Here is a 24175-nt window from a genome sequence, read left to right on the forward strand (position 1 = left end):
GGCTCGACGGCGGCTCTAGGGGTGACGAATGATGCTTTGATGTCGCGTCGATGATGATCGCATTACGTTTCGATGACTCTTTGATGACATCGATGCCGGTTCAAATCGGGACCGGAACCGACTAGGGGCGTGCTGATGAGCAGCGCGCCTTCCTTAGACAGGCCCTCGCGGCCCTGGCGCGCCGAAGCCCGAGCGACGCTCGCGCTTGCCCTGCCGCTGGTCCTCGCCAATATCGCGCAGGCGCTGATCGGCGCGACCGACGTGCTGCTGCTCGGCAGGGCGGGCGCCGATTCGCTCGCGGCGGGCGCACTCGGCGTCAATCTCTACAACGCCTTCCTGTTCAGCGGCACCGGCCTCGTCACCGCCGCCGCCCCGATGATCGCGCGCGAGGTCGGCCGCCGCAGCAGTTCGGTGCGCGACGTGCGGCGCACAGTACGGCAGGGCATGTGGAGCGCGGCCGCGCTCGCCGCGATCTTCTGGCTCGTCCTGATCTTCGCCGGGCCGATCTTCCGCCTGCTCGATCAGCCGGCCTCGCTGGTCGGCGACGCCGCCGGCTTCGTTCACGCGGTGATGTGGGGGATGCTGCCCTATTTCCTGTTCCTCGTGCTCCGCTCCTTCATGATCGCGCTGGAGCGGCCGGGCTGGTCGCTGGCGATCGGCTGCGCGGCGGTGCCGGTCAACGCGCTGCTCAACTATGGGCTGATCTTCGGCCGGTTCGGCCTGCCTCAGATGGGCGTGGTCGGCGCCGGGCTCGGCAGTTCGATCACCAACGCGCTGGCCTTCGCGGCGCTCGCGACGGTGGCGCTCGTCCACCCGCGCTTCCGTCGATACCGCCTGTTCGGCCGCTTCTGGCGCCCCGACTGGCAGCGCTTCGCCGAGGTCTGGCGCCTCGGTCTGCCCATCGCGATCACGTTGGGCCTCGAGGTCACGGTGTTCAACGCCGCGTTGTTCCTGATGGGACTGCTCGGCAAGGCCGAGATCGCCGCGCACGCGATCGCGATCCAGCTCGCGACGCTCTGCTTCATGGTCCCGCTCGGCATCGGTCAGGCTTCGACGGTGCGCGTGGGCCTCGCCTTCGGCCGCCGCGATGTAGATGGCGTCGGTCGCGCCGGCTGGACCGCCTTCGCGATGGGCACGGGCTTCATGTGCCTCACCGCGCTTGTCATCGTCGCAATGCCGCGTGAACTCGTGGGATTGTTCCTCGATCTCGCCGATCCTGACAACGCCCGGGTCGCGAACCTCGCCGTCTCCTTCCTGCTGATCGCCGCGCTGTTCCAGATCGTCGACGGCGCGCAGGTCGTCTCGGCGGGGATGCTGCGCGGGCTGCACGACACGCGCATGCCGATGCTGTTCGCGATGTTCGGCTATTGGGTGGTCGGGATCGGAATCGGCGCCGGGCTGGCCTTCCCCGGCCATATGGGCGGTGTCGGCATCTGGATCGGCTTGGCGAGCGGCCTCGCGACCGTCGCCGTCCTGATGACCTGGCGCTGGGCGCGGCGCGAATCGATCGGCCTGCTGGTCCGCTGAGGCGGATGCGCCTATTCCACGCCCGGTGGAACAGGATGAGGATCCCCCGCTCCGCAAGATCATCCATGTCGATATGGATGCCTTCTTCGCGTCGGTGGAACAGCGCGACAATCCCGAGCTGCGCGGCAAGCCCGTCGCGGTCGGCGGCGCGCGCGAGCGCGGCGTGGTCGCCGCCGCCAGCTACGAGGCGCGCGTATTCGGCGTACGTTCGGCCATGCCCTCGGCGGAGGCGCGGCGGCGCTGCCCAGAGCTGATCTTCGTCAGGCCGCGCTTCGACGTCTATTCCACCGTCTCGCGCCAGATCCGCGCGATCTTCGCCGAGCATACGGAGATCATCGAGCCGCTGTCGCTCGACGAGGCCTATCTCGATGTCACCGGCGCGCCCTCCGCGACAGCCATCGCCAGGGCGATCCGCGCGCGCATCCGCGACGTGACCGGGCTCACCGCGTCAGCCGGCGTCTCCTACAACAAGTTTCTCGCCAAGCTGGCGTCGGACCAGAACAAGCCCGACGGCCTTTGCGTCATCACGCCCGACAAGGGGCCGGCGTTCGTCGCCACCCTCCCCGTCAAGCGCTTCCACGGCGTCGGCCCGGTGACGGCGGCGAAGATGGAGCGGCTGGGGATCGTCACCGGCGCCGATCTCCACGCCAAGAGCCTCGACTTCCTCGAGCGCGAGTTCGGGCGTTCGGCACGATATTATTATCGCGCCGCGCGGGGGATCGACGATCGTCCGGTCAGCGCCGATCGCATCCGCAAGTCGGTGGGCGCGGAACGCACCTATTTCCCCGATCTGACGACGCGTGAGGCGATGCACGACGCGCTCGATGCGATCATGGACGCACTGTGGGAACGGATCGAGCGCGCCGAAGCGCGCGGCCGCACCGTCACGCTCAAGCTGCGCTATGCCGATTTCCGCACGATCACGCGTGCCCGCAGCTTCGGAGCCCCGGTCGGCGATCGCGCGCCGATCCTCGCCGCCGGCCACGAACTGCTCGATGCGCTCGCGCCCTTCCCGTCCAGCGTCCGCCTGCTCGGCCTCACCTTGTCGTCGCTCGCCGAGGACAAAGCCGAGGGTAGCAGCCAGCTCGATCTCGCGATCTGATTCAGCCGCCGTTCGCCGCCCGGTGCATCCGGGCATTCTCTACATAATGAGCGACGCCCAGTTGGTTGCCCGCACGCTCGACATCGCTCAGCATCCGTAGCAGCTTGGCCGGCCGCCCCGCCCACAGCTCACCCGCGCCGATGCGCCTGCCAGGCGTCATCATCGCGCCGGCGGCCAGCATGCCCTCGCTTTCGATATGGCCGCCGTCCATCACGATCGCGCCGAGGCCGACAAATGCGCGATCCTCGAGCACGCAGCCATGCACCATTGCCATATGCCCGATCAGCACATCATCGCCGATGATCGTCGGCTGCCCCGCATCGCCCGGCAGGCGCGGCGAATCGACGTGGATCACCGTGCCGTCCTGGATGTTGGTGCGCGCGCCGATGCGGATGAAATTCACATCCGCGCGCAGCACGCAATTGTACCAGATGCTCGAATCGGGGCCGATCTCGATGTCGCCGATCAGGCGGCAACCCGGCGCCACGAAGGCGGTCGGATGGATGACCGGCGTCTTGCCGTTGAAGCTGATGATGCTGACGCCGTCCATTGTCTCTCCCCGGAAACGCCGGCCTTCAGGGCCGGTCGATCACATAACAGATATGCGCGCTCAGCGGATGGTCGGCGGCAAAGGCCGGATGCGCGAAATCCATGTCGGGCCTCCGCTCCATGCCCAGCCGCTTCATCAGCCCCCAACTGCGGACGTTGGCGGCAACGGTGATCGCCGCGATCCGCGGCGCCGCCAGATTGGCCCAGCCCCAGGCCAGGCTCGCCGCCGCCGCCTCGCGCGCATAGCCATGCCCCCAGGCGTCGGCGCGCAGCCGCCAGCCAATCTCGATCTCGCCATCGATGCTGCCGACATTGCCGGGCTTGAGGCCGCAGAAGCCCAGCAGCGCGCCATCGGAGCGCCGCTCGACGATCCAGAAACAATATCCATGCTCGGCCTGTAGCGCCTGCTGGCGGGCGACCGAGATCTTCAGGCGTTCGGGATCCTCGATCCCGCCCAGATGCTCCATCACTGCGGGTGTATTGGTCGCGGCGACAAACGCATCGCCATCCTCGTCACGCCAGCCGCGCAGCAACAGCCGCTCGGTCTCGACGATGACGCTCACCGCCCCCGCCCTTCGCCCGCAGGCGTCCACGCCTTGACGAGCGGGAGGATGCTGGAGAAATCATCGGTCCATTCGACGAAGTCGGGGCGCGGCGACAGCCGGACCCAGTTCTTGTGCCCCTTGGGCGCGCTCGCGATGATCATCGCCAGCATCTTCGGATCGCGCGACATCGCCACCCAGGTCGAGCTGCTCAGATAGCGCCCCTCGGGCGACTTGCCGTCGATCTCGTCGACAAGGAGGATTGCGCCCCACCCGCCCTCTTCGGCAGCCGCCGCGACGACGGGTCTGAGATCGAGGAAGCGGTTGGAGATGTGGACGAGCAGCAGTCCTTTCGGCGCCAGCACGCGGCCATAGATGGCGAAGGCCTCGCGCGTCAGCAGGTGCATCGGCACCGTGTCCGAGGAAAAGGCGTCGAGCACGAGCATGTCGAGCGATGCCGATGCATGCGCCGCGATCGTCAATCGCGCATCGCCGATCTCGATCGGAACATCGGGCAGGCAATCGCGCAGGAAGTGGAACTTGCCTGAGTCGCGCGCGATCCGGACCACCGCCGGATCGATCTCGAAATAGCTCCAGCGCTGCCCCGGCCGCGCATAGCAGGCGAGCGTCCCCGTCCCCAGCCCGACGACGCCGACCCGGGCGTTCCCGCCCGCCGGCGAAGCGTCGAGCGCGAGGAGCGATTGCCCCACGCCCGAATGCGGCCCGTAATAGCTGGTCGCATCGCGCTCCCGTCCGGGCTCCATGATCTCCAGCCCGTGGCTGGTCGTGCCGTGCGACAGGATCCGGATGCCGGCGGCAGGGACATCGCGCACCGTGTAGATGCCGAAATAGCTGCGCGTCCGCGCGCCCGGCGTCGCGCTCAGCACGAAGGACTGCCAAAGGCCGATGACCAGCAGCACGGCGGCGAGCGCGGCGACGAAGGGCGCGCGGCGCCCTACCGCGATGCTGCCGAGGATGACGATCAGCAACGCCGTCTCCGCCGAATGGGGATGTGCGGTGGGCTCGGTCGCAATGGCGAACCAGGCAGCCGCGAAGACGATGACGATGATCGCGATACCCGCCATCCGCGCGATCCGGGGGTCGCGCCACAGCCGGTCCTGCACCGCGAAAGGCGAGGCCATCGGCACAAGCGCGCCGGCCATCAGGACCAGGATCGGATGCTCATAGGTCCAGTCGAAGAGCAGCGGCGCGATCAGCCCCGCGAATATCCCGCCCAGCACGCCGCCCAGCGACATGGCGAGGTAGAATCCGGTCAGCCGGTCGGGCGCCGGCCGCAGCCGGTACATACGCCCGTGCAGCGCCACCGCGACGACGAACAGCAGCAGCAGCCCCGCCCCCATCGAGAATAGCGGAAGAGAGGGGTCGTTGCGGACCGACAGCACGCCCATCACGAGCAGGACGAAGGGCGACAGCCGTCCGATCGCGTCGGAAAGCCCGCGCCGGCTCGCGAAAGCGACCGAGAAGCTGAGCAGATAGAGGCCGAGCGGCAGCACCCACAGCAGTGGCATCGCGACAATGTCGGTGGTGATGTAGGTCGTCGTCGACAGCATCAGACCGGAGGGCACGAAGGCCAGCAGCACCCACATCAGCTTGCGGCGCATCGGCGCAGGTTCGGAAAGCGGAAGCGTCTCGACGCGCGCCGCGCGCCCACGCGGCAGCATGAAGGCGCATGCCAGCACCAGCAGCCCGAGGATGGCGTAAAGGCAGCTCCACAAATAGCTCTGGTCCGCCAGCGCCAGTCGCGGCTCTACGATCAGCGGATAAGCGATCAGCCCGCCAAAGCTGCCGAGGTTGGACGCGGCATAAAGCGCATAGGGATCACGCCCCCCGCTCGCGACGCTGTACCAGCGCTGGATCAGCGGCGCTTGCGCCGAAACCGCGAAGAAAAGCGGCCCGATCGACAGCGCGAGCAGATAGGGAACCCACAGCGCCGGATTGGCCGTCGGCGAGGGATAGATCGCCGCCAGCCCGATCGGCAGCCACAGCGCCGCCGCCGCGAGCAGCACGAGGTGGACGACCGCCTGCCGACTGACGCTCAGCCGCCCCAGCACATGCGCATAGGCATAGCCCCCGAGCAGCAGCGCCTGATAGACCAGCATCGCGCTGTTCCACACCGCCGGCGCACCGCCCAGCCGGGGCAGCGCCATGCGCGCGATCATCGGCTGAACGAGGAAAAGCAGGAAGCTGCCGACGAAGATCGTCAGCACGAACAGCCAGCCGCGCCAGTGCGCGTCGTCTGTATCGATCGGCGCAACGTCGGCGGTGGCGGCGATTCCCATCAGGCCCCCAGCAGGCGCGCCGCATGCGCGGCATGATAAGTGAGAACGCCCGAGCAGCCCGCGCGCTTGAACGCGGTCAGCGTCTCGAGCACCAGCGCGTCGCGGTCGCCCGCGCCCGCAGCTGCCGCCGCTTCGATCATCGCATATTCCCCTGAAACCTGATATGCGAACACAGGCACCTGGAACTCGTCCTTCACGCGACGGATGATATCCAGATAGGGCAGCCCCGGCTTCACCATCACGCTGTCCGCGCCTTCGGCAAGGTCCAGCGCCACTTCGCGCAGCGCCTCGTCGCTATTGGCATGGTCCATCTGGTAGCCGCGCTTGTTACCCTTGAGCAGCCCGCGCGATCCCACCGCGTCCCGGAAGGGGCCGTAGAAGGCCGACGCATATTTCGCCGAATAGGCCATGATCTGGACTTCGCGGTGATTGCCTGCCTCGAGCGCGGTGCGGATCGCCCCGACGCGCCCGTCCATCATGTCAGACGGCGCGATGATGTCCGCCCCCGCCTCGGCCTGCACCAGCGCCTGACCGACGAGCACGTCCATCGTCTCGTCGTTGAGGACATTGCCCGCCGCGTCGATCAGCCCGTCCTGCCCATGGCTGGTATAGGGATCGAGCGCGACATCGGTCAGCACGCCCACCTCGGGCACGGCATCCTTCAGGGCGCGGATCGCCTGGCACATCAGATTGTCGGGGTTGAGCGCCTCGCGCCCGTCCTCGCTGCGCCGCTCGGGCTGGGTATAGGGGAACAGCGCGACGCACGGTATGCCCAGCCGCGCCGCCTCGCGCCCGCGCTCGACGATCAGGTCGACCGACCAGCGCGACACGCCGGGCAGCGTCGATATCGGTTCCTCCACGCCCTTCCCCTCGACCACGAAGAGCGGCCAGATGAAATCGCTCGGCGCAATCCGCGTCTCGGCATGGAGCGCGCGGCTCCACGCCGTGTAGCGCGTGCGGCGGAGGCGAAGAGCGGGGAAGGATGCGTAGGTCATGACCGGGCACTAGAGGATTTCATTCCGTCCCGCCATGACACAAGAATCTTATGCATCCGTAACGAAGGACGCGCGTTTGTCGGGCATGAGCAAAGATTTACCCCACCAGGCCGTCCTCATCGTCAACGCCATGTCGCGCAAGGGTCGCGATCTGTTCGAGGAAGCGAAGGCGAAGCTGGCCGCCGCTGGCGTCGATCTGATCGCCGCGCACGGGCTGAAGGATCCGCGCAAACTCGTCCCCACGGTGCGCGAGGCGCTGGCGGCGCGCGCGCCGATGGTCATCGTCGGCGGCGGCGACGGATCGCTGTCGATGAGCGTCGACGAGTTCGTCGGCAAGGACGCGGTCTTCGCACTGCTCCCGCTCGGCACCGCCAACAGCTTCGCGCGCACGATGAACATCCCCCTCGATCTCGACGGCGCGATCGCGGTGATCGCGGACGGCGAGCGGCGGCGCATCGATCTCGGCATGATCGACGGCGATTATTTCGCCAATTGCGCGGCGATCGGCCTGTCGCCGATGATCGCCGAAACGGTGCCCCACGGCCTCAAGCGTGTCGGCGGCCGTGCCGGCTATCTCGGCTGGGCGGCGTGGAAATTCCTCGGCTTCCGCCCCTTCCGCGTCACGATCGGCGAAGGCGATACGGCCGAGACGATCGACGCCGTCGAGCTGCGCATCGCCAATGGCGGCTATCATGGCGGCACCGAGCTCGTCGAAAGCGCCGAGCCCGACAGCGGCGAGATCGTGGTTCAGGCGGTGATCGGCAATGCGAAACACCGCCTCGTCACCAGCTGGGCGGCGAGCCTGATGAAGCTGCGCTGGCGCAAACAGACGCTGCGCGAATTTCGCGGCACCGCGCTCCGCATCACGACCGATCCCCCCCTGCCCATCTCGATCGACGGCGAGGTGCTGGCCCATACCCCGGTGACCGCAAGGGTCGCGAGAAGCGTGATCGAAGTCGCCGCTCCCCGGACGGGCTAACCGATCGGCGCCGCCTTCCCCGTCGCATCGCAATCGGCCAGCGTCTCTTCCTCCACCTCGATCTCCGACTTGGCCGGAACGAGATGCAGCTTGCGCCACCCGCCGTGCAGATAGAAGGCGATCGTCATAACCAGCGAAGCGAGCGAGCCCGCCGGGAAGCTCCACCAGATCGCATCCGCGCCCCAGAGCGGATCGAAAGTGGCCGCCAATCCGATCCTGACCGGAATCAGCGCGACCGCAAGGATAATGAGCGGCCCCAGCACTGCGCCATTCGCCCGCACCGTCGCGGCCAGCACGATCGACGCGCCGAACATGATGAAGCTCCACCCGGCGATCAGGTTCATCCGCACCGCGATCTCGATGGCCTCGTCATGCGAACCGAGGAACAGCCACAGCACATGGCGATCGAGCAGCGTCAGGATCAGCAGCAGCGCGCCGGTCAGCACGCAGTTCATCACGATCCCGGCCCAAGTGATGCGGTCGACGCGCCCCCACTGTCCCGCGCCGATATTCTGCGCGACCATGGCGCTGACGCCCGCGCCTACCGACATGGCGGGCATCTGGATATAGGTCCAGAGCTGGTTCGCCGCGCCGAAGCCCGCCGTCGTGCTCGTGCCGTGACGGTTGACCAGCCCGATCATCGCCAGCGCGGAGATCGAGACGACCAGCATCTGCAGCCCCATCGGGAAACCCTTGCCGACAATCAGCCGCACGAGGTCGCCGCGCGGGATCAGGTAGCGAAGCTCGGGTCCGCGCAGCCGGATCGTCAGGTCGCGGGCGTAGATGTAGGTGATGAGCGAGGCGAGCGCGATGCTGTTGGCGATCAGCGTCGCCACCGCCGATCCCTCGATCCCCAGCCTCGGCATCCCGGCAAGGCCGAGGATGAAGACGGGATTGAGGATCACGTCGAACAGCGATCCCAGCGCCATGAACTTGAGCGGGGTCATCGAATCGCCCGTGCCGCGCAGCGCCATCGTCAGCAGCACCGACAGGAAGCCGGGCAACATCGCGATGAAGATCGGGCGGATATAGGCGAGCGCCAGCGGCGTCACTTCCGCAGGCGTCGACAGCAGGCGGAGCAGCGCGGGCGCCGCGATCAGCCCGACGATCACCGTCACCACCGAGATCGCGGCGAACAGGCCGAAGGCGCTGCCCAGAACGCGGCGCACCATGTCGATGTCGCGCCGGCCCATATTCTGGCCGATCAGGATCGTCGCCGCCATGCCGAAGCCGAAGACCGCGGCAATGAGCAGGAACATGACGAGGTTGGCGTTGGTCGTCGCCGCCAGTGCCTTCTCGCCCAGAAACTGGCCGATCCACACCGCGTTGATCGATGCGTTCAGCGACTGGAGGATGCTCGATCCCAGCGTCGGCAGCGAAAAGAGCAGCAGCGTCTTGGCGATCGGCCCCTTGGTGAGATCCATGCCGCCATGCGGGCGCGCCGGCGCCTTGGGCGCTTCCTGTTCGGCCATTTCGCTATGTCCCCAATTGTCCCGCGCCGATTCCGGCCATCATGCCCCCATCCCTCCTTCGCGCGCGAAGCGGCAAAAGGGAAGAGCGGACAGCCGCGATTGTGCTCCGGCGAAAGCCGGAGCCCAGGGGGTGACGAAACGCGGCGTGCACGACTGTTGAGCTCCGGCTTTCGCCGCAACACGACGGAGCCTCAGCCCAGCCCTGTCCGCGCCGTCATTGCGAGCGAAGCGCGGCAATCCAGCGGCTCATGCGCCCGGCTGGATTGCCGCGGGGCTGCGCCCCTCGCAATGACGGTTTTCAGCCCAACCGCGCGAGCGCCGCTTCCAGCCGCTCGGCCTCGGCGGCCTTCTCAGCATGATCGGCGCGTGCCTTCTCGACCGCTTCGGGCTTGGCGCGCTCGACGAAGCTGGGATTGCCCAGCCGCCCGGCGAGCGAATCGCGCTCCTTGATCGCCGCCTCGCGCGCCTTGGCGAGGCGCGCACGCTCGGCGTCGAGATCGATCACATCGCCCAGCGGCAGCACGAACGTGGCTTCGTCGACCACGACCTGCAATGCGCCGCCCGCACCGGGTTCGCCCGCCGCCAGATCGACGCGCGCCAGCCGCGCGATCGCCGCCGTCTGGCGATCGAGCCGCTCGCTCGTCACCGCGGCCGCATCGCGGACGTGGATGGGCAGCCGCGCGCCCGGCGGAACGCCCAGCTCGCTGCGCGCCGCGCGCACGTCGCTCACCAGCCGGATCAGCCAGTCGATCTCCTGCGCCGCTGCGGGATCGATCGCGCGCGCATCGGCCATCGGCCATTTGGCAACAATGATCGGATAGGCGCGCGTCCCCAGCGCGTTCCACAGTTCTTCGGTCACGAAGGGCATGAACGGGTGGAGCATGACGAGGATCTGGTCGAGTACCCAGCCGGCGACCGCTCTGGTCTCGTCGTCGATCGCGCCCCGCTCGTCGCCGCTCGCGGCAGGCTTGATCAGTTCCAGATACCAGTCGCAGAAACGGTTCCACGCGAACTGGTAGATCGTGTTCGCCGCCTCGTCATAACGCAGGTCGGCAAGCGCCAGGTCCAGCTTCTGCACCGTCTGGATCGTCTCGGCGATGATCCAGCGATTGACCGTCAGAGTCGCCGCTGGGGGCTCGATCGTCGCCGATGCGCCGATGCCGTTGGACATGGCGAAGCGCGTCGCGTTCCACAGCTTGGTCGCGAAGTTGCGATAGCCCTCGACGCGTTTCTCATCGAGCTTGATGTCGCGCCCCTGGCTTTCCATCGCCGCCATGAAGAAGCGCAGCGCATCGGCGCCATATTGGTCGATCAGGCCCAGCGGATTGACGACATTGCCCTTGGACTTGGACATCTTCTGCCCGTCGGCCGCGCGGACAAGGCCATGCAGGTAAAGGGTTCTGAACGGCACGCTCTCCTGAAGCGGCAGCTTGCCGTTCTCGCCCATGAAGTGGATGCCCTGCATCATCATGCGCGCATCCCAGAAGAACAGGATGTCGAAGCCCGAGATCAGCACGTCGTTGGGATAACGCCCCATCGCGCGCACATCGGCGTCGGGCCACCCCATCGTCGCGAACGGCCACAGCGCCGAGGAGAACCAGGTGTCGAGAACGTCAGGATCGCGAGCAAGAACCGAAAGAGTCTTGCCGTCCAGCTCAACGCCCCCCTGAGCCAACGCTTCTTCCGTCGCCACGACAAAGGCCGGACCATAATAGGCCTTGGCAGCCTCTAAGGCCTCCGCCTCGGTCTCCGCGACGAACGATATCTGATCCGCCTGCTCTCCGCCCTTAAAAATATCGCGGCCGATGTCAGCGTAGGTGCGATCGGCGTTCCTCTCGAAATACTCCTTCGAAAGACCAAACCACGCCGGAATCTGGTGCCCCCACCATAGCTGGCGGCTCACGCACCAGGGCTGGATATTCTCCATCCAGTTGAAATAGGTCTTTTCCCAGCTTTTCGGCACGATCTTCGTCGCGCCCGTGCGGACGGCCTCGATCGCGGGCTTGGCCAGCGTGGCGGCGTCGACATACCATTGATCGGTCAGCCAGGGCTCGATCACGACGCCCGAACGATCGCCATAGGGCGTCTGGATGGTGCGCGGCTCGGCATCATGCTCATTGCCGTCCTTGTCGACATGGGGGACGAGGAAACCCTCGTCCTTCAGCCGTTGGACGATGATCTTGCGCGCCTCGAAGCGATCGAGCCCGATGAGGTCGGCGGGGATCAGCCCGTCGGCGGTCTGGGTGATCTGCGCCTTCGCGTCGAGCATGTTGAGCATGTCGCGCGCCTCGATCCCCGCGCGGCGGCCGACCTCGAAATCGTTGAAGTCATGCCCCGGCGTGATCTTGACCGCGCCCGATCCCAGCTCGGGATCCGCATGTTCGTCGGTGATGATCGGGATCAGGCGGCCGGTGATCGGCAGGCGCAGCTTCTTGCCGACCAGTGCGGCATAGCGTTCGTCGGCCGGGTTCACCGCAACGGCCATGTCGGCAAGCATCGTTTCCGGCCGCGTCGTCGCGACCTGGATGAAGCCCGATCCATCCTCCAGCGGATAGCGCAGGTGCCAGAAGCTGCCCTTCACTTCGCGCGTCTCGACCTCAAGGTCGCTGATCGCGGTGCCCAGGCCCGGATCCCAGTTCACCAGCCGCTTGTCGCGGTAGATCAGCCCCTGCCTGTGCAGGTCGACGAATACCTTGAGGACGGCCTTCGAAAAGCCCTCGTCCATCGTGAAGCGCTCGTTGCCCCAGTCCATCGAGCAACCGAGGCGGCGGAGCTGCTGGGTAATCTCGCCCCCGCTCTCTTCCTTCCACTCCCACACCTTCGCGACGAACTCTTCGCGCGTGAAATCGGTGCGCTTCTGCTGCTTGGCGTTCAGCTGGCGCTCGACGACCATCTGCGTCGCGATGCCGGCATGATCGGTGCCGACCACCCATTGCGCGTCCTTGCCCTGCAGGCGCGCGTGGCGGACAAGAATGTCCTGCAGCGTGTTGTCGAGCGCATGGCCAATATGCAGGCTGCCCGTCACGTTGGGCGGCGGGTTCACGATCGTGAACGGCTCGGCATCGGGGCGATCGAGGCGGAACAGCCCTTCGCTCTCCCAGCGGGCATACCAGCGCGCCTCGATGGCAGCGGGATCGAAGGTCTTGGGCAGTTCGGTCATGACGGCCCGCTCATAGCAAGGCAGGCCGTCATGACAATGGTTCGGCAGACCGAGCCCCTCCCTTTCAAGCGAGGGGTTGGGGTGGGTGCGAGCGAAGCGAGCCGTCCCTTACAGACATACATCCCTCACAACCCGTTCGGGCTGAGCCTGTCGAAGCCCTTTCTTCTCCTTCTGCGCAAAGGCAGGAACGGCTTCGACAGGCTCGGCCCGAACGGAGCGGTGTTATCGGGCGGGTTTCAACCACTTGCCGAACCAGTCGAAGGCCTCGCCATACCACTGGATGCTGTTCTTGGGCTTCAGGATCCAGTGATTCTCGTCGGGGAAGATCACCAGTCGCGAAGGCACGTCGCGGCGCTGCGCGGCGGTGAAGGCAGCGATCCCCTGCGTATAGGGGATACGGAAATCCTTCTCGCCATGGATGACGAGCATCGGCGTCTTCCACGCGGTGACGTGGTTGACCGGGTTGCCGCGCTCATAGTCGGCGGCCTTCTCATAATAAGGTCCGCCATGTTCCCATTCGTCGAACCACAGCTCCTCGGTCTCATAGGCCATGGCGCGCGCGTCGAAGACGCCGGCATGGACGACGAGGCACTTGAACTGGTCGGGCCAGTTGCCCGCGATCCAGTTCATCATATAGCCACCATAGGACCCGCCCGCCGCGCAGGCATTGCCGGGATCGATAAAGGGGAACTTCGCCGCCGCAGCTGCAAGGCCCAGCTGCAGGTCCTTCAACGGCTTGCCGCCCCAGTCCTTGTTGATGCTGTCGGTGAACTTCTGCCCATAACCCATTGATCCATGGAAATCGACGCTCACCACCGCATAGCCGGGCGCGGAGAAGAGCATCGGGTTCCAGCGATAGGACCAGCTGTCGGAAAAGCTGCTCTGCGGCCCGCCATGGACGAGCATCAGCGTCGGCAGCTTGGCCTTGGCGCCCACCGGCGCGACCACCCAGCCGCTCACCGGATCATTGTCCGCGCCTGCGAAGGTGAAACGCTCGACGCTGGGCAGATCGACCCCGGCAAGCCGCTCGGCATTGACCGAGGTCAGCCGCGTCGCCACGCCCCTGGGCGAAATACGGTAGAAATCGGCAGGCGCGGTGATCGTGTCGATCGTCGCGATCGCACCGCCATCGGGCAACGGCACGACGCTCGACACATGCCCGCGCTGCGTCAGCCGCGTCACCTTGCCGTCGGCGACGGCGACGCGGAACAGCGGCGCGTCGAGATGATCGAGTCCGGTGACCAGCAGGCTCTTGCCATCCGCCGCCCAGACGATCGAATCGACTGATACGTCCCATGCCGGGGCCAGCGCCTTGGTCTCGCCCGTCTGCAGGTTGCGCAGGTGGAGCGCCATGCGATCCGCTTCATAGGTCGGCCTCTCCATGGCGGCATAGGCCAGCCACTGACCGTCGGGCGAAACCGCGGGCAGATTGTCCATCGCCTGATTGGCCTTGGTCAAGTCGACCGGCCCGCCGCTGCCGTCGGCCGGCGCGGCGAAGATGTCGAGGTTGGTCGACAGTGGCTCGATCCGCCCCGCTTCGCGCAGCGTGAAGAACAGGGTCTTGCCGTCGGCGCTCCACGCGAGCTGCTCGACCCCGCCGTCGGGCTTGGACGGCGTATCGCCGATCAGCGGCCCCTCGACCGACTTCGCGACACCGCCCGCGACCAGCGGCAGCACATAGACGCGCGATCGCACGCCCGGCGTCGCCCATGTATCCCAATGGCGCACGAACAGCTGGTCATAGGTGCGCGCGCTGCCGGCGGCCGTCTTCGCCGCGGGGGCGCAAGGCAGGCTGTCGCAATCGGTCGGCAAGTCCGCCCAGATCGCGACCTTGTCGTCCTTGGGCGACAGCAGGAAGCCGGAGAGATCGAAATCATAGCGCGTCACCTGCTCGGCCGCGCCGCCGGCAGGCGCGATCCGCCAGATCTGGTCGCTCCCCGAAGCATCGCTGATGAAATAGACGCTCTTGCCGTCGGCCGAAAAAGCCGGGTCATGCGCCTCCTTGCCCGCCGGCGTCGCGATCTTCGCAGGCTTCGCGCCCTTGGTGGAAAGATCGAGCAGCCACAGGCTCAGATGCCCCTTGTTGGCGGCCAGATCGGTCTCGCGCTGCTGCCAGACCAGCCAGCGCCCGTCGGGCGAGACGGTCGGCGCGCTCACGCGGCTGAGCGTGGCAAGATCGGTGGGGGTCATCGGCCGGGCAATGGCGACGGTCGAGGTGGAGGCGAGCCCGATCAGGGCCGCGAAGGCGATGCTCTTCATGAACGGCATTTCTATCAGCGCCGCCGCCGCGCGCAATCAGTCAGGATACAAGTGGGAACCGAAATGCGCCGTCAACGCTTCCACACCGAACCTAAAGCGCCCCGCCCGAAATGCGCTGGATTTCCTTCGCCACCATCGATTCGACGATGGCGGGCAGGTTGGCGTCGAGCCATTCCTTGAGCATCGGGCGCAGCATCTCTCGCACCAGCCCTTCGAGGCTGTTCTCGGGCGCGCCGTCCTCGGGCCGCACCTTGAGCCGCGATAGTGTCGACAGCGCGCTGCGCGTCGCCGTGGCGGTCGCGATCGACAGTATCTCGTCGTCGGGCACGATCATCGGCGGCACCTCTGCAGTGGGGGTGGCTTCGGGCTTGGCGGACGCGGTTTCGGCCGGCGCTTCCTCTGCGGGTGCCGGCTCGACGGTTTCGGTGAGTTCGAGAATCTCTGGCTCGGGCGAGGGCTGGACGAGCTTCGCCGCCTTCGCCGACGCCTTCCTGGCGCGCGCAGGCGGCGCATCATCCTCGGCAATGATGCGCTTGATCGAGGAAAGTATCTCCTCCATCGAAGGCTCGTGGCTGATGTGCCCCATCCGCGCGTTTACCCTATTTTGCAGGTGTCGCGCTTGTTGCCGGATTTTGCGAAGACGTGTCAACGGTGCGCGTGGCGACAGGCTGTGGCCGAGGGCTGTCTCCCCAGTCCCAGATATGGCTGCGCACGCGCTTGTAGTTGATCGACGGGTCGTAGAGCGGCCCGCCGGTATCGAGGCTCAGCTCCTGCGCGCCGGCATGGCCCATTGCCGCAAGCAGCGTGAAACCAGCGACATAGGCGTTGCGCTGCGCCGAGACGAGCTCGACCTGCGAATTGAGCAGTTCCTGCTCGGCGTTGAGGATGTCGAGGATCGTGCGGTTGCCCACACTGTTCTCGGCGCGGACGCCTTCGAGCGACAGCGTATTGGCCTGAACCGCGACCTTCGCCGAATCGATCACCTCGAGCGAGGAGCGCCAGCTGGCGAAGGCAGCCCTGGTCTGCGCGACGACGCTGCGCTCGGCGGCAATTTCATTCTCGATCGCCTGCCCCGATTGCGCCTGCGCCTGGCGGACGCGCGCACTGGACATGCCGCCCTGATAGAGCGGCAACGTCGCCGACACGCCGAGCGTCACCGATTTGTTGGTCTGCGAGACCGAAACCCCGGGCACGCCGCTGCCCAGCGTGTTGAGGAAGTTCTGATAGCCGCCGGTCGCGCCCAGCGAGAGCGTCGGCAGGCGCGCGCCATAGGCGGCGGCGACATCCTGCTTCGCAGCTTCGCGCTGCTTGGCGGCGGCGCGCAGGTCGGGATTGTCCTTCACCGCGATATCGACCGCCGAATCGGGGTCGCCGGGCAGGCCGGGCAGTTCGGGCGGCACTTCCAGATTGACCGGCACGTCGCCGACCAGCTGGATATAGGTCTCGCGGCTGCCCGTCAGATTGGCTTCGGCGGTCTGCAGGTCGCCCCGCGCACCGGCCAGTCGCGCTTCGGACTGCGCCACGTCGGTGCGTGTCAGGTCGCCGACCTCGAAGCGGTCCTTGGTGGCCTGGAGGTTGACCTCCAGCACGTTCACATTCTCGCGGTTGAGGCGGACGATCGCCTCGTCGCGGATCACGTCCATATAGGCGGCGACGGTCTGGCTGAAGACGGTCTGCTCGGTATCGCGCAGCGTCTCGACGCCTGCCGCGACGCGCGTCTCGGCGGCCTTCACCGCGTTGCGCACCGAACCGCCCTGATAGATGGGCACGTTGAGGTTCAGCTGCCCGCCGACCGACCGGCGCGGCGAGGTGAAGTCGTTGGACGGGCGTACCTTATATTCCTGGTACGATCCCTGAAGATTGGCGTTGGGCAGCCCGTTCGCCTTGGCGAGCGGCACATTCTCGTCGTTCGCGCGCTGTCCGGCGCGCGCGGCGGTGAGCGTCGGGTTCTTGTTGTAGGCCTTGGCGAGCGCATCGCGCAGCGTCTCGGCCGAAGCCGGCTGGGCGAGCAACGCCATCGCCGCGCTCGACATCGCGGCGGCCAGGGAAACGCAACGGATCATTTCGCCCCTTTTCAGAATATGAACGGCTTCGGCCGCTCGAAGCCCGGCAGCGCCGTCACTTCGATGTCGGCGAAGGCATCGAGCCCCAGCACGGCGCCCGCGCGCCGGCCGATCACCAGCCGGGTCACGCCATTGTCGGCGATCGCGCCGACGATGCGACCACCACCGGCAAGCTGCCCGGTCAGCGACTCGGGGATCTGTTCGACGGCACCGTCGATAAAGATCAGGTCGTAGGGCGCGCTAGCGGCATGGCCGTCGGCGAAGGCGCCCTCGATCACTTCGACATTGCTCAGGTCCGACAGCGCGGCCTTGGCCTGCGCGGCGAGCGCCGCATCGGCCTCGACAGCGACGACATGGCCGGCAAGGCGCGCGAGCAGCGCGGCGGTGTAGCCCGTGGCGGCGCCAATCAGCAGCACCTTATCGGTCGGCACGACCTCGGCTTCGCTCAGCAGGCGGCCGACGACCATCGGCGCGTTGAGCGCCCGGCCCTGGCCCAGCGGCTGCGGCGTATCGACATAGGCGATCGAGGCGCGATCCGACGGCACGAAGGTCTCGCGCGCCACTTCGTTCATCGCGACAACGACTCGCTGGTCGCTGACCGCATTGGTCCGAAGCTGGCTGGCGACCATCGCGCGGCGCATTGTTTCAAAGTTTTGCTCGGTCATCACGAACCCCTCGTCGCACAACTGTCTTAGCTATGCAATACACTATTGTCGAAACCCGCTTCTATCCAGTCATTAGCGCCACGCCAAGCGCGGTTCGTCGAAGGAGGAAAGCCGCTTGCAGAAGCGTTGCCGCCCTGCCCCCGCCCGTCGCGCTGGACAGGCCGGGTCCGCCGCCACAAAAAGGCTGCCGGGCAGCACGCATCCCTGAACCAAGGCGCGCGCCTCGAACGGGGGAGGAAAAGAACGGTGCAGCGCGAAATGGGGCCGGGCGCCCTGCTGGACAGCCGCGGCCGGCTGGTCGAGCCCGGCTGGGCGAAATCCGAAATACGCCAATATGATCGCTCGGCGATCGCAGCGCACCCACTGCGCATCAAGGAGTGGGACTATTACTGCATCCTCACCCCCGATCACGGCATCGCGCTGACCGTCGCCGATAACGGCTATCTGGGTTTTCTCGGCATTTCCTGGATGGATTTCCGCCAGCGCAAGGCCAGCAATGGCGGCGCCGTGATCCCATGGCCGATGGGACGCATGGCGATGCCGGAAAGCGCCGACAGCGGCGATATCGTGCAAAGCCGTGACGGACTGTCGCTGGCCTTTCGCCACGAAGCGGGCGGCCGCAGGCTGACCATCGACGCACCGCGCTTTCGCGGTGGGCTTTCGGGCGAACTATGGCTCGATCAGCCGCCGATGGACCGCATGGTCATCGCGACGCCCTTCGCGGGCGCGCCGAAGGCCTTCTACTATAACCAGAAGATCAACTGCCTCGCCGCCTCGGGCGAAATCCGAATCGGGGACCGGAATGTCCGCTTCGATCCCGACAGCGCGTTCGGGGTACTCGATTGGGGGCGCGGGGTCTGGACCTATCGCAACAGCTGGTACTGGGGCTCGGCCTCGGGCCTCGTCGATGGCCACCGCGTCGGCTTCAACATCGGCTATGGCTTTGGCGACACGTCGGCGGCGACCGAGAATATGTTGTTCGTCGACGGCATCGCGCACAAGCTCGATCGCGTGACCTTCCACATGCCGCCCGGCGCGCCGGATTCGGGCGCCTGGCATTTTTCGAGCAATGACGGCCGCTTCACCATGACGATGCAGCCGATCGTCAATCGCCACCACATAACCAATCTCGGCCTGTTCAGGACGGCGCAGGATCAGCTGTTCGGGCTCTTCTCGGGCGAAGTCCGCCTCGACGACGGGACGGTGCTCGCGATCCGCGACCTGCCCGGCTTTGCCGAGGAAGTGCGCAACCGCTGGTAGCGCCGGGAAAGGAAGGATGGAGGCCCGAGCCGGAATCGAACCGGCGTGCAAGGATTTGCAGTCCTCTGCGTAACCACTCCGCCATCGGGCCGGAAGGCCAGCGCATGTGCGCAACGCGAAGCGGGCTGTCAACCGCGAATCGCCATCCTCTCCGGCATCGGCGCGACAGGCAGGTGCATCCCGCGCGCCAGCGGATAGAGCGTTTCATTCTCGTGCGCGATGCGCCGCGAGAGCGCACCGAGGATCAGCCGGGTCGCGGCGCGGAACCCCGCCCAGTCCTGCGCGATCCGGTCATCCTTCCATTCGGTCATATAGGCGGTGAAGCGCTCGGCGAGATCGCCCATCTCGGTCTGGAAGCGCGAGGCGACGAGCGCGCCCTGCGTGCCGCCCTGCGCGATCATGCCGGGGTAGAGATAGCGATCCTCGACCGCCAGATGCGTCAGCAGGGCCCGTGTCAGCCCCCAGCGCAGCGCGGCGACCGGGCGCGGTTCGTCCGCCGTCTCCACCAGCCGCATAAGATCCGCCGCGATCGCCGCGATATCGTCGTGCTGCCGGCGCAGCCCCTCGACATCCATCCCGCCCCTGCTGCCCATCGCCTGCCCCTGATGGAAAGATGGGCATCATTTTACATTTCGACATTAAGATGTGCTTAGCGCCGGCGCGAAAATATGGGCCTCCGCATTGTGCGGCCGCGGCCCGTTCCCGGCGTCCGGCTCACATCGGCATTGACGCACGCGGCGCGGCGGTGGAAACGCCCGGCATCATGACGACCGGTGCACATCTCCAGCTCTTCAACAGCTTTACCCGCTCGATCGAGAGCTTCCAGCCGATCGAGCCCGGCAAGGTGCGCCTCTATTCCTGCGGCCCGACCGTCTATCACTTCGCGCATCTCGGCAATCTGCGTGCCTATGTCTTCACCGACACTTTGAGCCGCGTGCTGAGCTGGAAGGGCTACCGGGTCGACCACGTCATCAACATCACCGATGTCGGCCACCTGACCTCCGACGCCGATGCCGGCGACGACAAGATGGAAGCGGCGGCAAAGCGCGACAACAAGTCGATCTGGGACATCGCGGCTTTTTATACCGACGCCTTCAAGCGCGACGTCGCCCGCCTTAACATCCGCCAGCCCGCGCGCTGGTCGGTCGCGACCGAGCATGTCGGCGACATGATCGCCTTTGCCGAGCGCATCGAGAGCAAGCATTGCTACCGCCTCGACAGCGGCCTTTATTTCGACGTGACGACGGTGCCCGATTACGGCCGCCTCGCCGGCACGCGCCCCGACGATCGCGAAGGCCGCATCGCCGAGGTCGAGGGCAAGCGCCACCCGTCGGACTTCGCGATCTGGCGCACCTCGGCGCCCGACGAGCATCGCCAGATGGAATGGCCCTCGCCCTGGGGCCCCGGCGCGCCGGGCTGGCACCTCGAATGCTCGGTGATGAGCCTCAAATATCTGGGGCCGCAGTTCGACATCCACACCGGCGGGATCGATCACCGCGAAATCCATCATGTGAACGAGATCGCGCAGAACCAAGCCTATACCTGCACCTCCGCGACCGGCGCCAACTGGTGGATGCACAATAATTTCGTCGTCGATCGCGGCGGCAAGATGTCCAAGTCGAAGGGCGGCTTCGCCACGCTCCAGTCGCTCGTCGATCGCGGCGTCCATCCTCTCGCCTATCGGCTGCTGTGCATCAGCGCCCATTATCGCAGCGAGCTGGAATTCTCGGTCGAGACGATGGCGGCGGCGCTCACCAGGCTCAAGCGGCTGGTGATGGCGGTGGAAAAGCTGCGCGATCAGGCCGCCGGCAAGCAGGTCGACACGCTGCCCCCCGCCGCACAGGCCCTGCTCGATCGCTTCGATGCGGCGATCAGCGCCGATCTCATGATCCCGCAGGCGCTGCCGCTGCTCGACGAGGCGATTGCCGCCAAGCCGGTCGCGCCCGAGGCGCGCATGGCGATCGCGCTGCGCATGGATGAGGTTTTCGGGCTCGAGCTCGCGACGATCACCCGCGCTTCGCTCCGCGTCCGCCCGCTCGACGCGCTGATCGACGAGGCCGATGTCGAGGCCCGCCTCGCCGAACGCAAGGCCGCGCGCGTCGCCAGGGATTTCGCCACGTCCGATCGCATCCGCGACGAGCTGACGGCGGCCGGGATCGAGATCATGGACGGCGATCCCCTCGGCTGGGAATGGCGGGTCACGCTGGACTGATCGCGACCAGGAACCACGATTGCGCGAGTATGCGCGCCGCATCCCGAATCATATTGCCATGGCGCTGCCGCCCATGTGACCTTTCCCTGCCTGTTCTTTGGGGGAAGGACGCAAATGTCTCATATGGCCTTGAAATCGCTCGTCGCCGACCTTTGCGACAGACTGCCTATATGCTCGGTGCATCCCGATGGAGACATTGCTCTCTTCGGCGTAGAAATATCCAACTGGGCGCCGTTCATCGCCCTCGCGGCCTTCCTCGTCACCCTCTTCTTCAACTGGCTTACGCGTCGAAGCAGTCTGCGCGTGGAACGATCGAACGCCTATTTCAACCTTGAAATGGCATCGAGCACCATATTCAAATATGAAGCCGAGCACTCTAGGAAGATCGATGCCTTCAGGAAACCCGAAACGCCAGCAAATAAGGATGAAATTATAAATGATTTCACCGAAAATCGATTGCACACCTATAATTTATACTTCCAGACTCTCAACCTTTTCGAGGTTTGCGCTCGGTTTCGCAGACAGAAAATCATAAACTCTGAGATTTTCGCAAGCTGGGTCGCGTGGTTTTATGATACACTGGACGACTGGTATTTTCGCCATGAATGGAGCGATCTGAGGCGAAACTACACGCGCGATGTTCGGGATATCTTCGATCACGGCATCGGGCTTTTCGGCGAAAAGGCATACGGCGAATGCAAACTTAACGATACTGAACGGCGCGCCGCATTCTATGTGGGTGTTGCCCGGATCATGAGATGCAAGGAAATAAAAAAGTGGAAAAGCGAGTTATATCCGGATCAGGGACCCAAGGAGGGGGGGATCGCCCGCATGAAGCGTTGGGCGCGCCATATTGGGCTCAATCGGCCGGAGAGCTTGCCGAAGCCGCCCATTTCTTCGCCCGAACCATCGGAGGCGATCCCCGCTACATAAGCCATGGCGAGGTCCAGTGCGGGCTGAGCCCCGACGGCAAGGCCTGGGCGGGCGATCTCGATGCGCTGCTCGTCGAGGACATGGAGGATATCGGGCCTGAACGCAGCGTGCTCGTCGCGCGCGATGCGGACGGCGCGATGGTCGCTGCGTCGATCATATTGTGGGTCGAAACGCCGCGCATCCGCTATGCGGTCATCGAGGATCTGTCGGTCGACCCCGCCGCGCGTTCGCACGGCATCGGCGCCGCGATGGTCGCCGCGATCGAGGCCGAGGCGAAGCAGCGCGATATGGGCTGGTTCTTCCTCGAAAGCGGCAAGGACAACGAACGCGCCCATGCCTTCTTCGAGCGCCACGGCTTCGAAACCGTCTCGCACGTTTTCGCCAAGCGCCTCTAACGCCGGGCGCCGCGTCTAGCGCAGCGGCTTTGCGCGCCTGTCGCTCGCGGTCATGCCGGCGATGAGGCCGAACGCTGCGCCTGCGACGGCGAACAGCCCCGTCAGGATCATGAAGGCCATCAGCAGCCCCGCGACGGGACGATGCGACCAGCCGACGATCGCCGTGATCGCGCCGAGCATGACGATCACGGCGCCCGCGCCGAACAGAAATGAAGTGACTCTCTCAAGCTGAAGCTGCGTCATCGTCCACCTCCGACCCAAGGTTTGCGTGGTCGCGAACATAGGGCCCGCCGCTCGCTGAGTCGATCGGCGGAGAACGCGCCTCAATGCCGTCCCGGCCGCCCGCCATGCTGCCCGTCGGGGAAGCGCGGCATCCGCACGCCGGGGCTCGGCGTCGTCTGGCCGCGCATCGGCTGGAAGCTCGACGAAGGCGGCGGCCCGCCACGATGGAAATGGCCGGGGTCGCCGCGCCGGAAATGGCGGTCGCCCCCGCCGCCGCGGAAATAGAAGGCGCCGTCAGTACCCCAGTAGCCGTCATAGATCGGCCCGTAATAGCCGTCGTAGAAGCCGTCATAGGCATAAGGCCCGCCCGCATAGACGCCCCCGCCATAGCCATAGGTCCCCGCGCAGCCGGCGAGCGGCAGGGCAACGCACATCGCGACGAACAGTCTTTTCACGGCGTATCTCCTCGACCGTTATGGAAGGTGAACGATCGAGCGGCGTTACGGTCGCACCGTCATACCAAGATATCTGGCATGCCAAGATATCTGGACCCCTCCGTTCAGAGGGTTACAACCCCAGCCCATGACTCAGTCGATCGTCGCGGTGCTCCCCGCCCTCGCCCGTCCTCTCGTCGAGCCGCACATGCCCGAAGGGATCGATGCCCGCTGGTTCATGACCGAGGAGGAGGCCTATGCGCTCGCTCCTGAGGCGGAGATAGGCTGGCTCGACATGCAGAAGCCGGGCGCGACGGGCGAGGCGATCCGGCGCGGCGACAAGCTCAAATGGGTCTCGACCATCTATGCCGGGCTCGACGCCTTCCCGCTCGATCTGCTCATCGATCGCGGCGCGAAGCTCACCAACGGCGCGGGCGTGAATAGCGTGGCCGTCGCCGAATATGCGGTGATGGGCGTCCTCGTCGCCGCCAAGCGCTATCCCGAGGTGGTCGAGGCGCAGGGCCGGCGCGAATGGCTGTTCGATGCACCGGGCAAGACCGAGCTCGAAGGCACGAGCGCGCTGGTGATCGGCTATGGCACGATCGGCCGGCTGATCGGCGACCGGCTGAAGGCGTTCGGCGTCGCGGTCACCGGCGTGAAGCGCAGCCCGCATGGCGAGCCCGGCATCGTCGGGGCCGACGAGTGGCAGGCGCGGATCGGCGAATTCGACTGGATCATTCTCGCCATGCCGTCGACCGACGAGACCAAGGCGATGTTCGGTTTGGAAGAGCTGGCGGCGATGAAGCGCGACGCCTGGCTGATCAACATCGCGCGCGGCACCGTCGTCGATCAGGATGCGCTGATCGAGACGCTCAGGGGCCGCAAGATCGGCGGGGCCTTCCTCGACGTGGTGACCCCCGAGCCGCTGCTGGCCGATAGCCCGCTCTGGTCGCTGCCCAACACCTATCTCACCATGCATCTGTCGGGGCGCGCGCAGACCCGGATGTTCATGCGCTCGGCCGCGCTCTTCGTCGAAAATCTCGGCCGCTACCTGAAGGGCGAGGCGCTGCGTAACGAGGTCGACCTGCAACGGGGATATTGAACGT

The 24175-nt window shown here is 66.2% G+C and carries 21 protein-coding genes and 1 tRNA gene; 8 read left to right on the forward strand and 14 right to left on the reverse strand.

Annotated elements, in window-relative coordinates:
* Positions 1–135: 135 nt before the first annotated feature.
* Entirely contained in the window at positions 136–1527 is a 1392-nt protein-coding gene (locus tag AC3WT0_RS07575; RefSeq protein ID WP_492752746.1) for an MATE family efflux transporter, read from the forward strand.
* Positions 1528–1552: 25 nt separating this feature from the next.
* Positions 1553–2629 (forward strand): DNA polymerase IV, encoded by a 1077-nt coding sequence (gene dinB / locus AC3WT0_RS07580; RefSeq protein WP_492752748.1) that lies wholly within the window; start codon positions 1553–1555, stop codon positions 2627–2629.
* A 1-nt stretch (position 2630) separates the two neighbouring features.
* Here the strand turns inward: dinB and AC3WT0_RS07585 are convergent, their stop codons facing one another.
* From AC3WT0_RS07585 to hemB, 4 genes are read right to left on the reverse strand one after another with little or no spacing between them, the layout of a single operon-like run.
* Positions 2631–3179, reverse strand: coding sequence for a gamma carbonic anhydrase family protein (locus AC3WT0_RS07585; RefSeq protein WP_492752750.1), 549 nt, complete (start codon positions 3177–3179; stop codon positions 2631–2633).
* A 25-nt stretch (positions 3180–3204) separates the two neighbouring features.
* Positions 3205–3741, reverse strand: a complete 537-nt coding sequence (locus tag AC3WT0_RS07590) for a GNAT family N-acetyltransferase (protein ID WP_492752751.1) — start codon at positions 3739–3741, stop codon at positions 3205–3207.
* Positions 3738–6020 carry a fused MFS/spermidine synthase gene (locus AC3WT0_RS07595; RefSeq protein ID WP_492752753.1) on the reverse strand — a complete coding sequence of 761 codons (2283 nt, stop codon included), beginning with the start codon at positions 6018–6020 and terminating at the stop codon, positions 3738–3740. Before AC3WT0_RS07595 ends, AC3WT0_RS07590 begins: the two co-directional genes overlap by 4 nt.
* Positions 6020–7015, reverse strand: a complete 996-nt coding sequence (hemB, locus tag AC3WT0_RS07600; RefSeq protein WP_492752755.1) for a porphobilinogen synthase — start codon at positions 7013–7015, stop codon at positions 6020–6022. The genes AC3WT0_RS07595 and hemB overlap by 1 nt, the downstream gene beginning before the upstream one ends.
* Positions 7016–7100: 85 nt before the next feature.
* Here hemB and AC3WT0_RS07605 point away from each other — a divergent pair, with 85 nt between their 5' ends.
* On the forward strand, positions 7101–7994 hold the full coding sequence (locus AC3WT0_RS07605; RefSeq protein ID WP_492752757.1) for a diacylglycerol kinase family protein: 894 nt from the start codon (positions 7101–7103) through the stop codon (positions 7992–7994).
* Here AC3WT0_RS07605 and AC3WT0_RS07610 read toward each other — a convergent pair.
* The 6 genes from AC3WT0_RS07610 to AC3WT0_RS07635 form a co-directional block, all read right to left on the reverse strand.
* On the reverse strand, positions 7991–9466 hold the full coding sequence (locus AC3WT0_RS07610) for an MATE family efflux transporter (RefSeq protein WP_492752759.1): 1476 nt from the start codon (positions 9464–9466) through the stop codon (positions 7991–7993). The genes AC3WT0_RS07605 and AC3WT0_RS07610 overlap by 4 nt on opposite strands.
* Before the next feature lie 298 nt (positions 9467–9764).
* Complete coding sequence (locus AC3WT0_RS07615) at positions 9765–12626, reverse strand: valine--tRNA ligase (protein ID WP_492752762.1); 2862 nt, start codon at positions 12624–12626, stop codon at positions 9765–9767.
* Positions 12627–12848: 222 nt separating this feature from the next.
* The gene (locus AC3WT0_RS07620) at positions 12849–14885 is read right to left on the reverse strand and encodes a S9 family peptidase (protein ID WP_492752764.1); all 2037 of its coding nucleotides are present in this window, start codon (positions 14883–14885) and stop codon (positions 12849–12851) included.
* Positions 14886–14976: 91 nt separating this feature from the next.
* Positions 14977–15471 (reverse strand): DUF2497 domain-containing protein, encoded by a 495-nt coding sequence (locus AC3WT0_RS07625; protein ID WP_492752767.1) that lies wholly within the window; start codon positions 15469–15471, stop codon positions 14977–14979.
* A 13-nt stretch (positions 15472–15484) separates the two neighbouring features.
* The gene (locus tag AC3WT0_RS07630; protein ID WP_492752769.1) at positions 15485–16948 is read right to left on the reverse strand and encodes a TolC family outer membrane protein; all 1464 of its coding nucleotides are present in this window, start codon (positions 16946–16948) and stop codon (positions 15485–15487) included.
* 11 nt (positions 16949–16959) lie between these two features.
* Entirely contained in the window at positions 16960–17613 is a 654-nt protein-coding gene (locus AC3WT0_RS07635; RefSeq protein WP_492752771.1) for a protein-L-isoaspartate O-methyltransferase family protein, read from the reverse strand.
* Between the two features lie 246 nt (positions 17614–17859).
* Between AC3WT0_RS07635 and AC3WT0_RS07640 the strand changes: the two genes are divergently transcribed.
* Entirely contained in the window at positions 17860–18873 is a 1014-nt protein-coding gene (locus tag AC3WT0_RS07640) for a DUF2804 domain-containing protein (RefSeq protein ID WP_492752773.1), read from the forward strand.
* A 17-nt stretch (positions 18874–18890) separates the two neighbouring features.
* On the opposite strand, the gene AC3WT0_RS07645 is transcribed toward AC3WT0_RS07640, so the two are convergent.
* A tRNA-Cys gene (locus AC3WT0_RS07645) sits at positions 18891–18964 on the reverse strand.
* Positions 18965–19001: 37 nt separating this feature from the next.
* Complete coding sequence (locus AC3WT0_RS07650) at positions 19002–19466, reverse strand: hemerythrin domain-containing protein (protein ID WP_492752775.1); 465 nt, start codon at positions 19464–19466, stop codon at positions 19002–19004.
* A gap of 170 nt (positions 19467–19636) precedes the next feature.
* On the opposite strand from AC3WT0_RS07650, the gene cysS reads away from it, so the two are divergent.
* The 3 genes from cysS (at position 19637) to AC3WT0_RS07665 (ending at position 22413) form a co-directional block, all read left to right on the forward strand.
* A complete protein-coding gene (gene cysS / locus AC3WT0_RS07655) occupies positions 19637–21085 on the forward strand; it encodes a cysteine--tRNA ligase (RefSeq protein WP_492752777.1) in 1449 nt (482 codons plus the stop codon).
* 114 nt (positions 21086–21199) lie between these two features.
* Positions 21200–22018 (forward strand): hypothetical protein, encoded by an 819-nt coding sequence (locus AC3WT0_RS07660; RefSeq protein ID WP_492752780.1) that lies wholly within the window; start codon positions 21200–21202, stop codon positions 22016–22018.
* Complete coding sequence (locus AC3WT0_RS07665; RefSeq protein WP_492752782.1) at positions 21925–22413, forward strand: GNAT family N-acetyltransferase; 489 nt, start codon at positions 21925–21927, stop codon at positions 22411–22413. Before AC3WT0_RS07660 ends, AC3WT0_RS07665 begins: the two co-directional genes overlap by 94 nt.
* Positions 22414–22428: 15 nt before the next feature.
* Here AC3WT0_RS07665 and AC3WT0_RS07670 read toward each other — a convergent pair whose 3' ends face one another.
* Together AC3WT0_RS07670 and AC3WT0_RS07675 are read right to left on the reverse strand one after the other, a co-directional pair.
* Complete coding sequence (locus AC3WT0_RS07670; RefSeq protein ID WP_492752785.1) at positions 22429–22656, reverse strand: hypothetical protein; 228 nt, start codon at positions 22654–22656, stop codon at positions 22429–22431.
* A gap of 80 nt (positions 22657–22736) precedes the next feature.
* On the reverse strand, positions 22737–23090 hold the full coding sequence (locus AC3WT0_RS07675; RefSeq protein ID WP_492752788.1) for a hypothetical protein: 354 nt from the start codon (positions 23088–23090) through the stop codon (positions 22737–22739).
* A 127-nt stretch (positions 23091–23217) separates the two neighbouring features.
* Between AC3WT0_RS07675 and AC3WT0_RS07680 the strand changes: the two genes are divergently transcribed.
* Entirely contained in the window at positions 23218–24171 is a 954-nt protein-coding gene (locus tag AC3WT0_RS07680; RefSeq protein ID WP_492752789.1) for a D-2-hydroxyacid dehydrogenase, read from the forward strand.
* The last annotated feature ends 4 nt before the right edge of the window (positions 24172–24175 follow it).

It is taken from the genome of Sphingomonas sp. EU05-FHT14C10 (assembly GCF_058790595.1).

Bases quoted from the DNA above. Each gene is read 5' to 3' on its own strand.
- AC3WT0_RS07575 (WP_492752746.1), top strand. From the start codon at position 136: ATGAGCAGCGCGCCTTCCTTAGACAGGCCCTCGCGGCCCTGGCGCGCC.
- AC3WT0_RS07585 (WP_492752750.1), bottom strand. From the start codon at position 3,179: ATGGACGGCGTCAGCATCATCAGCTTCAACGGCAAGACGCCGGTCATC.
- AC3WT0_RS07595 (WP_492752753.1), bottom strand. From the start codon at position 6,020: ATGGGAATCGCCGCCACCGCCGACGTTGCGCCGATCGATACAGACGAC.
- hemB (WP_492752755.1), bottom strand. From the start codon at position 7,015: ATGACCTACGCATCCTTCCCCGCTCTTCGCCTCCGCCGCACGCGCTAC.
- AC3WT0_RS07605 (WP_492752757.1), top strand. From the start codon at position 7,101: ATGAGCAAAGATTTACCCCACCAGGCCGTCCTCATCGTCAACGCCATG.
- AC3WT0_RS07610 (WP_492752759.1), bottom strand. From the start codon at position 9,466: ATGGCCGAACAGGAAGCGCCCAAGGCGCCGGCGCGCCCGCATGGCGGC.
- AC3WT0_RS07615 (WP_492752762.1), bottom strand. From the start codon at position 12,626: ATGACCGAACTGCCCAAGACCTTCGATCCCGCTGCCATCGAGGCGCGC.
- AC3WT0_RS07620 (WP_492752764.1), bottom strand. From the start codon at position 14,885: ATGAAGAGCATCGCCTTCGCGGCCCTGATCGGGCTCGCCTCCACCTCG.
- AC3WT0_RS07625 (WP_492752767.1), bottom strand. From the start codon at position 15,471: ATGGGGCACATCAGCCACGAGCCTTCGATGGAGGAGATACTTTCCTCG.
- AC3WT0_RS07630 (WP_492752769.1), bottom strand. From the start codon at position 16,948: ATGATCCGTTGCGTTTCCCTGGCCGCCGCGATGTCGAGCGCGGCGATG.
- AC3WT0_RS07635 (WP_492752771.1), bottom strand. From the start codon at position 17,613: ATGACCGAGCAAAACTTTGAAACAATGCGCCGCGCGATGGTCGCCAGC.
- AC3WT0_RS07650 (WP_492752775.1), bottom strand. From the start codon at position 19,466: ATGGGCAGCAGGGGCGGGATGGATGTCGAGGGGCTGCGCCGGCAGCAC.
- cysS (WP_492752777.1), top strand. From the start codon at position 19,637: ATGACGACCGGTGCACATCTCCAGCTCTTCAACAGCTTTACCCGCTCG.
- AC3WT0_RS07660 (WP_492752780.1), top strand. From the start codon at position 21,200: ATGTCTCATATGGCCTTGAAATCGCTCGTCGCCGACCTTTGCGACAGA.
- AC3WT0_RS07670 (WP_492752785.1), bottom strand. From the start codon at position 22,656: ATGACGCAGCTTCAGCTTGAGAGAGTCACTTCATTTCTGTTCGGCGCG.
- AC3WT0_RS07680 (WP_492752789.1), top strand. From the start codon at position 23,218: ATGACTCAGTCGATCGTCGCGGTGCTCCCCGCCCTCGCCCGTCCTCTC.